This is a genomic window from Actinomyces sp. 432 (genome assembly GCF_009930875.1).
Taxonomy (GTDB): domain Bacteria; phylum Actinomycetota; class Actinomycetes; order Actinomycetales; family Actinomycetaceae; genus Actinomyces.
Genome location: NZ_CP025249.1, coordinates 451,875 through 463,326, shown reverse-complemented (window position 1 = coordinate 463,326; position 11,452 = coordinate 451,875). Strand labels below are relative to the sequence as shown.

Genomic DNA, 11,452 nt, shown 5'->3' with positions numbered 1-11,452 from the left:
CAGTGCAGAGCCCTTGCCTGCACTTCCGTAGGCGCTCGGGCCGCGGGGCCGGGGCAGATGGCGTGCCGGCGGCCGTGGGTGGCGGTGTCGGCCGCCCCAGGCCGACTCGCCACGCCCGCCCGCGGGCAGTGCGCCCCATGGCCGGGGCGGCGCCTCCTGCCACCCTGGTAGCATGCGCACCTCCCCCGCCGACGACGACGCCACGCCCTCCCCGGCCAGGACCCGCTCGCGGTCCCCGCGCAGGAACCTGGTCCGAGGCCAGGCCCAGCGCACCGGCTTCCTGCGCGGACTGCGGGCCGGCGGATTACTTACCGCCGCCATCGCAGGGACTGCCGGAGTCTGGGCGCGCCGCGGGATCACCGTCAATACGGAACTCCCGGAGAGGCTGCAACCGGATGCCGGGCTCATTCTGGTCCTAATTCTTCTCGCCCCGGCCATTTGGATAACGATGAGTACGCTCCCAGAAGGCGGGCGAAGGCCATTCATCGGACGCAGCGTCCGGGCTGCGCTGCTGTTGGGCATGCTGCTTATCGTCGCCGCCTGCTGGTCGTTGATCGGTCTAATGCCCATTGATGACATATCCTTCATCCTGATCCTGGCAGCCCTCGCCCCGATCTTCTGGGCAGCGGCCGTTTCTATGGCGGAGGATCTTCGCGCGAGTCCTCGCTGGAGGCACGCGCCCATGGCGCTCATGACGGTTCTGCTGGCGGCACCGCCCGCCATCAGCGCCTACTTGCTCGGCAGATCGTGGTGGCAGCAGTCGGAAGACATCGGGCTCCCTTACCCGGTGCTATTGCAGTATGCCGTCGCCGTCGCCGGACTAGGAGTGGGCGCAGTGGCCGGAGTGCTTCTGCGCGCAGCCAGTGTGGCGGCCCCCGGGGTACGGCGTCGCACACTCAGGCGCCCGCGCGCGGACTGGCCCGCGATGATCGCCATGATTCTGACTGTCGGTCTAGCGGTAACAGCCCTAGCGGCACCGGCCCGAGTCTATGTGTCGCAGTCGGTCCAAGTAGCCGCCGCGGCCGGACAGCCCGTGCCTGAGACGCTCGGCAGCCAATTCACTTGGCAACGCGTATTCGATCGTCGAGCCGAGGACCGGATCCACGGCATCATCCCGGGTTCGGCCGGGCCAATTGCCATCACCGAACACGGCGCCGAGGGCCTGGACCCCAGCACCGGCGAAACCACATGGTCCTACCGCCGCAAGGCGCATACCACGCACCTCGCCTTGAATGATCCGCCCTGCGGCGAAGAAGAGCAGGTGCATTGCCACGCGGCGCTGTCGCCGGATCGCGCCCACCTGGTGATCGTCTACGCCGGGGTCGACGGAAGCCTGTTCGTCTCGCTGGACACCGCCACCGGTGAGGTCACCTTTGAGCGAACCGTCGTGGACTGGCGGGGCTCAGCGGTCCCATTCCAGATCACCGATCACGTAGTCACGGCGGGCGCCGAAGTCCTGTCCTTAAGCGATGGGAGCGTCGTGGCCGAGCTTCCGGACCGCGGCGCCGGCAGCGATCAGAGCGGCGCACAAAGGCCGGAGTATGCGCGCGGTTCGGGTCCCGGTACGCCCCGGATCGATTCGCCCTTCCTTCAGGGTGGGCACTCGACCCTAATTCTTGGAGCCAAGTGCACAGACCCCAGCACGATTTCTGAAAACGCCACGTGGTGCGAGGTAACCGTGGCCCCGGATACCGACCCCGGAGCGAGCAGAACCGTGGAAGGCATCGTTCCTGTATACAGCCACCGGGATCACACCGGCATCGCCATCGTGGATGGTTGGACCGTGCGCTTCAGCGATCCCGCGGCGGTCCGCGAGAGCCTTGGCACTCGATTCGACGCCGAATCACTCGGATACTCTATTGAGGCGGTCAGCCTCGACACCCTTTCCGGGGTCGATGCCGACACGCAGCCGGTGACGCTGGGGGACTTGGACCGCCCCATCTCCCCCAACGCCGCGAGCACACTCGGCATCCGCGATCCGGAGGCTTACGCCTACCGCTCTTACCGCCCGGCCCTTTCGGTCGTATTCGACCCCATGACGGAGCAGGTGTACTCCGCCGGGGACCTGACGGAGCAGGCCACGGGCCGCGGCTACTTTGACACACTAATCGTGAAGAAGAACCTTGAGCACTCGGGCCTGGACGTCCTCGACCTGAACGAGAAGGTCGTGCTGCACCTGGGCCTCGGCCAGGTCGCCTCCCCGGAAGACTTCGTCGCCGCGAACGATATCCCGCTTGTCAGCAGCGGATACCTGGTGCCAGCGCCCGGAACCGTGGTACTCGTCTACGAGCGCGACGCCGTGGACAGCGCCAAGCACCCAACCAAGGAGCAGCTCGTAGTGTGCGGCCTGATTTAGGGGCGGACACCGCCAAGGGGAGGCGCATTCAGTGGGCGGGCCGCCGCCTGCCCGGGTACACGCGGCCCCTGCGCGCTCGGCGGCCGCTCCACGCGTTCAGCGCGTTTACGTTTCCCATGGGCGCGACCCCTGCACGCTCGGCGGCCGCTCGGCGCCGGGGGGTCGCTCGGGCACCATCACCGACGCAGCCCCTGCACGCTCAGCGGCACCAGGCCGCGGCTATGAGTCCCTCGCCTGAAGTACTCGCCGTATTCCCGGTACGGGCCATCAAACCGGGCACTCAGCCGCGAGCGATAAGGCTAGGCGAGGCTAAGGCACGTGGCTAGCCTCGTCTCATGACCGCTAATTCAGTAAACGCAAATGGAACTCCCGATTTCGACTCCCGCTCCGTGGCGCGTGTAGCGACCGATAAGCCGGCAGACTACGGCCGCCGCCTGGTCAGCCACATGAGCCGCAAGATCGACGGCGAGTGGAATGGAGCTGACTCCACCGGTCACCTGGTGTTCAACCGCGAGGGGACCGTGGCCGGCATCGTGGACCTGGCTTGCGAGGAGGGCGCACTCGTCCTGACCCTGTCGGCCTCGGCCCAGGAGCTGCCGCGCCTGGAAGAGGTTGCCGGTCGGCACCTGGCCCGTTTCGGCTACGAGGACGGGCTGGCCGTGTCCTGGAAGCGCCAGGACGGCTCCGACGGCACTACGCAGGGCCCCCTGACCAAGGAGGACCTGGACCGCCTGCGCACCGAGTACGAGGACCGTGCGGCGCGTGAGGGCGCATCCGACGCGGCCGAGGACTTCCCGGACCTGCGCGCCTGACGCCGACTCCGGGTTCCCGGGCGAAGTTCCCACCTGGCTTCCAACAAGCATCCATACTGTGCCCATGCCCGGTCGGCTATAGGCCCGACACGGTCAAGCACAACTCCCACATAAGAAGGTCCACCATGTCCGACGCCATCACCCCGATTTACACCATCGAGGCCCTGGCCTCTGGCGACGGCCGCAACGGCCACGTCGCCTCCACCACCGGCCGCATCGACACCGACCTGGCTATCCCGAAGGAGATGGGCGGCTCCGGAGCCAACCTGCCCAACCCGGAGGAGCTGTTCGCCGCCGGCTACGCCGCCTGCTTCCACTCCGCCCTGCAGGGTGTAGCCCGCATGCAGAAGGCCGAACTGGGCGACTCCAGCGTCGGTGCCCGAGTCTCCATGGGCTCCAACGGTGAGGGCGGCTACGGCCTGGCCGTCGAGTTGGAGGTTGTCATTCCCGCCCAGCCGCATGATGCGGCTCAGGCTCTGGCAGAGGCGGCCCACCAGGTGTGCCCCTACTCCAACGCCACTCGGGGCAACATCCCGGTGACCATCACCGTCTCCGACGACTGACTCCGCCGCACGCTCAGCCCTCAGGGTCGATCACCAATTCCGCGGAATCAGGCGGAAAACTCGATTGAGTCAACATTGTCAATGTGCTCCTGCGTGCGCCGCCGACGGCGGCGCACGCAGGAGCACATCCGCGTTTTCGTCCAAAATATGAGAACGTTGAAATAACGGGCAAAACTCCCCGTGGCTAGGAGCTGGTGGCACTCGTAAGCGTGCGGGGCCGCTCAGCCGGGACGACGACACCACTGAGAGTCTCAGGCCATGCGCGTATATGCGGGGGCGGCGTCACTCGCCAACGCTGATGCGGCCCGAGGGGTCGTGCACTCGCAGCATGAGCAGCAACCCCACAGCGAGCACCGTGACAATGCCGAGGATGCCCCAATAGCCGGCGCCGCCGCCCATGATCCGGGTCCCCAGCCAGATCGATCCGCCGTACATCGCCGGCGCCATGAAGGACACGGCCCGCCCGGTGGTGGCGTAAAGACCGAAGATCTCGCCCTCGCGTCCCTGCGGTACTAGCCGTGCCAGAAACGAGCGCGCCGCCGACTGCGCCGGGCCCACGCAGCCGGAGAGCACAAGTCCCAGCACCCAGAAGACGCGTGCCCCCGCCGCGTGCAGCAGAAATACCAGCAACCCGGCGACCACCAAAATGACAAGCGCCCCAATGATGACCCGACGCGGCCCCAGCAGGTCATCCAGTCGCCCGGCGGCGATGGTTGCAACACCGGCGACTACGTTGGCCGCCACGGCGAACACAATCACGTCCGCAGGGGAGAAGCCAAAGGTGTTCTGGGCAATGATCCCGCCGTAGGTGAAGACCCCGGCCAGCCCGTCACGGAAGACAGCGGCGGCCAGCAGGAACCACAGCACCTCCGGATGGGTACGGTACAGTCCCACGAGGGTACGCCACAGGTGCTTGTAGGAGGCCACCAGGGACTCGTGGCGCATAATCCGCGGCGGTGCCTGCACCGGGTCTGCCGGCTCGGCCTCCAGCCCGGCCAGCGAACGGGCCGCACCGTAGTCGGTGTCCTCGATAGCTGCCCACCGCCGCCAAGCCCGCTTGCCTGACTGGGTAACCAGCACCGGAATCGCGCACAGACCGAACCAGCCGGCGGAGACGAGCATCGACACGCGCACATCCATGCCGTCCTGGTCGGTCACCCCGAACCAGCCGACCTCCGGGCTGATAAAACCGACGTACAGGATCAGCAGCAGCACGATCCCCCGAGGTACCCCATCCCCCAGCCGAGCCCGGAGACGGCACCGACCCGATCCTTGGTGGCAAGGCGCGAGAGCAGCCCGTTGTAGTTGACGGACGCCAACTCGAAGAACACGTTGCCGACCCCTAGCAGCGTGATGCCCAGCCACAGGTACCCAGGCTCGGGCAGCACAAAATACAGGGCGGCGCTGACCGCAACGACGATCGCCGTGTAGACGCCGAGCCAGAACACGCTGCGGCCGGCGCGATCGGAGCGCTGCCCGGTCACGGGGGCCAGCAGGGCGATGCAGGCTCCCGCAATGGTCAGCCCCACCGACAGCGCGGACTCACTATCAGCAGGGTCACCGAAGGGGGCACTGGTCAGGTAGACCGAGAAGACGAAGGTGGTGATCACTGCGTTGAAGGCCGCCGAGCCCCAGTCCCACAGCCCCCAGGCAAGCACTGGCCACGTCAGCAGTTTCGCACGCGCGGACGTGTTGTAGCCGCGACCCACTCCACCGGTGGAGCTGAGCGCTGAGCCGAGTTCTGAGTCCCGTCCCGGTACATGTGGCCGCATGCCTCCGAGCCTACGGCTGTACCGGCTCCCGGCGGGCGAGAATCCGAGCGAGGGCCAGATCCAGTGGCGTGGTCACTTTCAGGGCGAGCGGGTCTCCCGCCACGACGATGACGCGCTTCCCCATGGCCTCAACGAGGGAGGCGTCATCCCGTGCCGCCCGCGCCTCATCTCCGGCGACGTCGGCGCCCAGGCGGTGCGCCGCCTCCAGGGTGCTGCGCGTGAAGCCCTGCGGAGTCTGGATGGCGCGCAGCCGCGCACGGTCCGGCGTGCCGACGACGTAGTCGACCTCGATACCACGAACCTGCTCCCCGGCCGGCTCCGGCCCGGCACCGTCGATCTCCTTGACTGTGTCAACCACGGGCAGGCCGGGGACGACGGCGTCGTGCCCGGCGCGCACGGCGGCAACGACGCGGCGGATCAGCTCGGGCGGTGTCAGTGCGCGGGCGGCGTCATGCACTAACACGACCTCGGCGCCGGGGCGGGCTGCGAGTGCCGCCGCTAGTCCGAGCGCGACCGACGCCTGCCGGGACGCTGGTGAGCCGGCGACTACTGTGATCTGCCCGTCCCCGCCCATGTCCGCCACCTCCGCAGTGAAGCGCTCCACCTGGGTGTCCGGGGCGGTGATGGTGATGTGGTCGAGGCTCTCGGACTCGAGCAGGCCGCGGGCGGCGCGGTGCAGCAGCGACTCGCCGCCAACCTCCACCAGCGCCTTCGGCCCCCGGGCGCCTAGCCTGGTGCCCGAGCCGGCGGCGGTGAGTACGGCGACGGCGGATCCTGTGCTTGCGTCCGGCATGTACGGGACCCTACCAGCGGGTATCTTCCTCCCGGCGCATCAGGCAATGCCGATCCCGCGGGGACCGGCCCGCGCCGGGTGGAGTAGGAGCGTCAGGCGGCCGTGCCGGAGCCGAGGACCTCGTCAAGGGTGTTCTCGGCCTCCTCCTCGGCGGTCTTCTGCGCGAGGGCGAGCTCGGATACGAGGATCTGGCGGGCCTTGGCGAGCATGCGCTTCTCCCCCGCTGACAAGCCTCGGTCGGTGTCCCGGCGGGACAGGTCGCGCACGACCTCAGCCACCTTGATGACGTCACCGGAGGCGATCTTCTCCTGATTGGCCTTGAAACGCCGCGACCAGTTGGTGGGCTCCTCCGTCAGCGGGGCCCGCAGCACCTCGAACACGCGCTCCAGCCCGGACTCGTCTACCACGTCACGTACCCCGATGAGGTCGACGCTGTCCGCCGGGACCAGGATCGTCAGGTCACCCTGCGCGACCTCGAGCTGCAGATAGGTCTTCTCCTCGCCCCTGACCTTGCGCTGACGGATATCAATGATCCGAGCCGCTCCGTGGTGGGGATAGACAACGGTCTCGCCGACTTCGAATGTCATGTGTGAGGTCACTCCAGATTAATCGCGGGGTAATAGTTTATCAGGTAATGACTCCCGAAGACCGGGGAGCTAGCTCACATGGGAGTGCGGCGCAACCGGTGGCGGCGAGTCAGGCCCCGGCAACGAGGCGGTAGCCCACGCCGCGAACCGTGGTCAGGAGCCTCGGGGAGCTCGGGTCCTCCTCGATCTTGGCGCGGATCCTTTTGACATGGACGTCAAGTGTCTTGGTGTCCCCCACATAGTTAGCACCCCACAGGCGCTCAATGATCTGGCCGCGGGTGAGCACGTGGTCGGGGTGGCGCAAGAAGAGCTCAAGCAGCTCGAACTCACGCTTGGGCATGGCGACCAGTTGCCCGTCCACGCTCACTTCATGGCGGCCCACATCCATGGTCACGCGCCCCGCAGTGAGCACCGACTCCTCCGGAGCCTCCTCCGCGGTGCGCCGAAGCACTGCGTGCACCCGGGCAATGAGCTCCCTGTAGGAGTAGGGCTTGGTGACGTAGTCATCCGCGCCGAGCTCCAGCCCGGCGATCTTGTCCATCTCCGCGTCCCGCGCCGTGAGCATGATGACGGGGACGCGGGAGCTGCGCCGGATCCGTCGGCATACCTCCGCACCGGACATGCGCGGCAGCATGAGGTCCAGCAGAACCAGGTCGATGGGACCGGGGCCGTCCGGGCTCGCGGCGGATTCGAAGCGGCGCACAGCGGCCGCGCCGTCCTGCGCCTCCACCACCTCGAAGCCGTCGCGCCGCAGATTAAGCGCCAACGGCTCCCGGTAGTTCTCCTCGTCCTCCACCAGCAGGATGCGGGTCATCGACGTTCCTCCTCCGGTTCAGCGCCCGGCGTTGCGGGGGGTGGGGTGTGCGCCTCGCGCGGGGCGGGCGCGTCGGAGATCGCGGCGATAGCCGCGAAGGAGGCTCCGGCAGCACCCCTGGCCACGGCCTGGACCGCCTCGGGGGCAGGCCCCGCCACCTCCGCCGCGGTCCGGTGCCGCGGCAGCACCAAGGTGAAGGTGCTGCCCCTGCCGGGTGTTGACCACAGCTCCACGGTGCCGCCGTGATCGGCCGCAACATGCTTGACGATCGACAGCCCCAGCCCGGTGCCTCCGGTAGCCCGGGACCGGGCCTTGTCCACCCGGTAGAACCGTTCGAATACGCGCTCCTGCGCCTCCTTGGGGATCCCGATCCCCTGGTCGACGACGGCGATGCGCACCAGTTCCGGATCGTCAGTGTCCACACTCAGGCCCACGCTCACACGCGTGCGCGGGTCGGAGTAGCGGATCGCGTTGTCCAGCAGGTTGCTGACGGCGGTCACCAACAGCGAGGCGTCACCGAGTACGTGCAGATCCTCCACGCCGCCGGACACGAGGGCCACCTCCTTGGCGTCCGCCTCCACCCGCACCCGATCCAGGGCGTCCACCACCACCTCATCAACGCTGACGTCCTCGGGTTCGACCAGCGCGTCGCCGTCCTGCAGGCGGGAGAGCTCAATGATGTCACCCACCAGCAGCTCCAGGCGCCGAGACTCCCGGCTCATCCGCTCGGCGTAGTCGGCGACCAGCGCTGGATCGTCCGCGTTCTCGCGCACCGTCTCCGCCAGCAGCGAGATCGCCCCGACTGGCGTCTTTAGCTCGTGGGAGGCGTTGACGACGAAGTCTCGGCGCATGTCCTCCACGCGGCGGGCCGCCGTGCGGTCCTCAATCAGCACCAGCACCCGACCGCGGCCGATGCCGGCCACGCGGATCTGCAGGTGGAAGTTGCCCGCTCCGACGACGCGCCCGCGTGCCACCGTGATCTCGGCTTCAGCGGCCTTCCCGGTGCTGCGCACGCGCTCCACCATCTCGGCGACTTGCGGTTCACTGACCTCATCGTCGTGCACGATGTTGTAGGTGTAGGCGGCCGCGGAGGCGCGCAGGACCTCGCCGTCGTCGTCGAGGAGCACGACTACGGATCCCAGCGCCGCAAGGATGGGGATCAGGCCGTCGCGCTCGAGGGTGGATCCGGCGACTATCCCGTCGCCGTGGGCGTCACGGGTGGCGTGCCCCAGGGCGAGTCCCGCCGCGGCGCCGGCCGCGACACCCGCGACGGCAACCGCGATGATCAGCCAAACGGTTCCCACGCCCCCTAGGGTAGAGGTGTAGCCGGGTGCTCCGCGAGCCCGGCTCCGCGGCCGTGACGGGGAAGAGGCTAAACGTGCGCGACATCTTCAACCAGGAACTGAAACAGCTGGGCACGGATCTGGCGTCAATGGCGGCGCAGGTGGCCACCGCCATCGAGCGCGCCGCCGAGTCGCTGCGCACCGGGGACATCATCGTCGCCGAGCAGGTCATCGACGCCGACGAGCGCATAAACGACCTCCAGCGCGACATCGACGACATGTGCGTGATGCTGCTGGCCCGGCAGCAGCCGGTGGACCGGGACCTGCGCAATGTCATCTCCGCCCTGCGCATGGCCCAGACCCTGGAGCGGCAGGGAGACCTGGCCCGCCACGTCGCGGCCATCGCCCGTGGCCGCTACCCGCAGGCGCCCGTGCCCGAGCCCGTCCTCGGCCTGATGGTGAAAATGGCCGACGCCGCCGTGCGTGCGGGCCGGGACGTGTGCACTCTCATTGAGACCCAGGACCTGGAGCTGGCCGCCGCGATCCAGCGCCGCGACGCCGAGCTGGATGCGCTGCACCGGGAGTCGTTCCAGATGATTCTCGATCCGGCCATCGAGCTATCCCGCCAGCAGGTAGTGGACGCGGTGCTCATGGGGCGCTTCCTGGAGCGCTTTGGGGACCACTCGACGTCGGTTGCCCGGCGCATGGCCTACCTGGTTTCAGGGATCACGGTGCCCGGCCCCTCCGAGGCGTAGGCGGCGGGGCGGGGGCGCGTTAGTCACGCCACCCGCCCCGCCGCCATTGCTGGTGCCCAGAATCGGATTCAGAATCGGATACCCAGAGTTCAGGGTCGGGCGCTCCGGGTGCTGCAAGTTGCACGCGCGGAGCCGGATGCCCGTAGCGGGCTGCGCAGGTCCTAGTGGACGGCGCGCAGGCTCACTTACCCTGGTTGGCGACCGCGGCGATCTTCGCCTCGGCCTCGGGGTCCAGGTAGCGTCCGCCCTTCTTGATGGGCTTCAGGGTCTCCTCGTCGAGCTCGTAGACGAGCGGAATACCGGTGGGAATGTTGACGCCGGCGATGTCCTCATCGGAGATGTCATCAAGGTGCTTGACGATGGCACGCAGCGAGTTACCGTGGGCGGCGATCATGACCGTCTTACCGGTCTTGATCTCCGGGACGATGGTCTCCTCCCAGTACGGCAGCAGCCGGGCCAGGACGTCTTTCAGGCACTCGGTGGCGGGAATCGGCTCGCCGGCGTAGCGCGGGTCGGCGTCCTGGGAGAACTCGGAGCCGAGCTCAATGGCCGGCGGCGGCACATCATAGGAGCGGCGCCACAGCATGAACTGCTCGTCGCCGTACTGCTCGCGAATCTCCTTCTTGTTCTTACCCTGCAGGGCGCCGTAGTGGCGCTCGTTCAGGCGCCAGTGCCGCTCCACCGGGATCCAGTGGCGGTCAGCGGCATCCAGGGCGAGGTTCGCCGTCATGATGGCGCGACGCAGCACGGAGGTGAAGAGCTTATCGGGCAGGACGCCGGCCTCCTTGAGGAGCTCACCGCCGTGGACGGCCTCGGCACGCCCCTTCTCCGACAGCGCGACGTCCACCCAGCCGGTGAACAGGTTCTTAGCATTCCAATCGCTCTCGCCGTGGCGGAGCAGCACAAGGGTGTAAGCCATGAGGACATTGTGCCAGGACGGGCCGGGTGCCACCAGGCCCCTGGGTCCTAAAAAGGACCCAGGGGCCCGGAAAACGTGCCTTCGGCGTCGGCGCCGGGCGAATACGCCGCGGCACCGCGCCCGGGTGGGCGTGAAACGCCCAGGTCAGCCGTTGTTGCTGGGGTTGTTAGCCGCCATGTAGGCCTCACGGACCGGGGCGGGGATACGCCCGCGGTCCGAGACCTCGTAGCCGTTGGCACGCGCCCACTCACGAATCTTCTGGGTGACGCCCGTCGGCGGGCGACGGCGCAGCGTGCGGCGTCCGCCGCGGCGGCGCGCCTTCACGGTCCACTCCTCGATCGACTCGCGCAGGGCGGCGGCGTGCTCCTCGTTGAGGTCGATCTCGTAAGTGACGCCATCGAGAGCAAAGGTAATGGTCTGAGTCGCCTCAGAGCCGTCGATGTCATCCACAAGCACAATTTGGGTCTTCTGTGCCATATTGGTCCTCCTTGCCACAGACATATGCGGGCCCCGCCTCTAGCGCGGGATCATCCCGGGTAACAGGATAGGCATATATGGCCAATTGAAGCAAGGAAATCCAATAACCGGCAAGTCGGAGTATGTTTCAGCGTTGAACGAACCCCTGGGGGAGGCGAAAGCTCAGAGCCACCTGTGGGAATCGAACCCACGACCTATTCATTACGAGTGAATCGCTCTGCCGACTGAGCTAAGGTGGCCTGCCGCCGCAGCGGCGACACGCACGCTACCGCGTGAAGGCCGGGACACGCAATCCGGCAGCCCAATCACGTGAGGTGGTTT

At 67.8% G+C, this 11,452-nt stretch carries 10 protein-coding genes, 1 tRNA gene and 1 pseudogene; 4 read left to right on the top strand and 8 right to left on the bottom strand.

Going from position 1 to position 11,452, the window contains the following annotated elements:
* Nucleotides 1–172: 172 nt before the first annotated feature.
* From CWT12_RS01940 to CWT12_RS01930, 3 genes are all read left to right on the top strand, one after another.
* On the top strand, nucleotides 173–2,356 hold the full coding sequence (locus tag CWT12_RS01940; protein WP_161923490.1) for a hypothetical protein: 2,184 nt from the start codon (nucleotides 173–175) through the stop codon (nucleotides 2,354–2,356).
* A 335-nt stretch (nucleotides 2,357–2,691) separates the two neighbouring features.
* Nucleotides 2,692–3,168 carry a DUF2218 domain-containing protein gene (locus CWT12_RS01935; RefSeq protein WP_161923489.1) on the top strand — a complete coding sequence of 159 codons (477 nt, stop codon included), beginning with the start codon at nucleotides 2,692–2,694 and terminating at the stop codon, nucleotides 3,166–3,168.
* A 125-nt stretch (nucleotides 3,169–3,293) separates the two neighbouring features.
* Entirely contained in the window at nucleotides 3,294–3,731 is a 438-nt protein-coding gene (locus tag CWT12_RS01930; protein ID WP_202616245.1) for an organic hydroperoxide resistance protein, read from the top strand.
* A 282-nt stretch (nucleotides 3,732–4,013) separates the two neighbouring features.
* Here the strand turns inward: CWT12_RS01930 and CWT12_RS01925 are convergent.
* The 5 genes and pseudogenes from CWT12_RS01925 to CWT12_RS01905 form a co-directional block, all read right to left on the bottom strand.
* Nucleotides 4,014–5,503 (bottom strand): annotated as a pseudogene (locus tag CWT12_RS01925) (MFS transporter).
* A 10-nt stretch (nucleotides 5,504–5,513) separates the two neighbouring features.
* Nucleotides 5,514–6,296, bottom strand: coding sequence for an IspD/TarI family cytidylyltransferase (locus CWT12_RS01920; RefSeq protein WP_161923488.1), 783 nt, complete (start codon nucleotides 6,294–6,296; stop codon nucleotides 5,514–5,516).
* Nucleotides 6,297–6,388: 92 nt separating this feature from the next.
* The gene (locus tag CWT12_RS01915) at nucleotides 6,389–6,883 is read right to left on the bottom strand and encodes a CarD family transcriptional regulator (RefSeq protein WP_161923487.1); all 495 of its coding nucleotides are present in this window, start codon (nucleotides 6,881–6,883) and stop codon (nucleotides 6,389–6,391) included.
* Between the two features lie 109 nt (nucleotides 6,884–6,992).
* Entirely contained in the window at nucleotides 6,993–7,697 is a 705-nt protein-coding gene (locus CWT12_RS01910) for a response regulator transcription factor (RefSeq protein ID WP_161923486.1), read from the bottom strand.
* Entirely contained in the window at nucleotides 7,694–9,001 is a 1,308-nt protein-coding gene (locus CWT12_RS01905) for a sensor histidine kinase (protein ID WP_161923485.1), read from the bottom strand. The genes CWT12_RS01910 and CWT12_RS01905 overlap by 4 nt, the downstream gene beginning before the upstream one ends.
* A 74-nt stretch (nucleotides 9,002–9,075) precedes the next feature.
* On the opposite strand from CWT12_RS01905, the gene phoU reads away from it, so the two are divergent.
* A complete protein-coding gene (gene phoU / locus CWT12_RS01900) occupies nucleotides 9,076–9,735 on the top strand; it encodes a phosphate signaling complex protein PhoU (RefSeq protein ID WP_161925237.1) in 660 nt (219 codons plus the stop codon).
* 181 nt (nucleotides 9,736–9,916) lie between these two features.
* Here the strand turns inward: phoU and CWT12_RS01895 are convergent, their stop codons facing one another.
* From CWT12_RS01895 to CWT12_RS01885, 3 genes are all read right to left on the bottom strand, one after another.
* Nucleotides 9,917–10,654 (bottom strand): phosphoglyceromutase, encoded by a 738-nt coding sequence (locus CWT12_RS01895; protein ID WP_161923484.1) that lies wholly within the window; start codon nucleotides 10,652–10,654, stop codon nucleotides 9,917–9,919.
* A 144-nt stretch (nucleotides 10,655–10,798) separates the two neighbouring features.
* Nucleotides 10,799–11,131 (bottom strand): histone-like nucleoid-structuring protein Lsr2, encoded by a 333-nt coding sequence (locus tag CWT12_RS01890; RefSeq protein WP_136194231.1) that lies wholly within the window; start codon nucleotides 11,129–11,131, stop codon nucleotides 10,799–10,801.
* A gap of 166 nt (nucleotides 11,132–11,297) precedes the next feature.
* Nucleotides 11,298–11,370: transfer RNA gene (locus CWT12_RS01885), tRNA-Thr, on the bottom strand.
* Nucleotides 11,371–11,452: the final 82 nt, after the last annotated feature.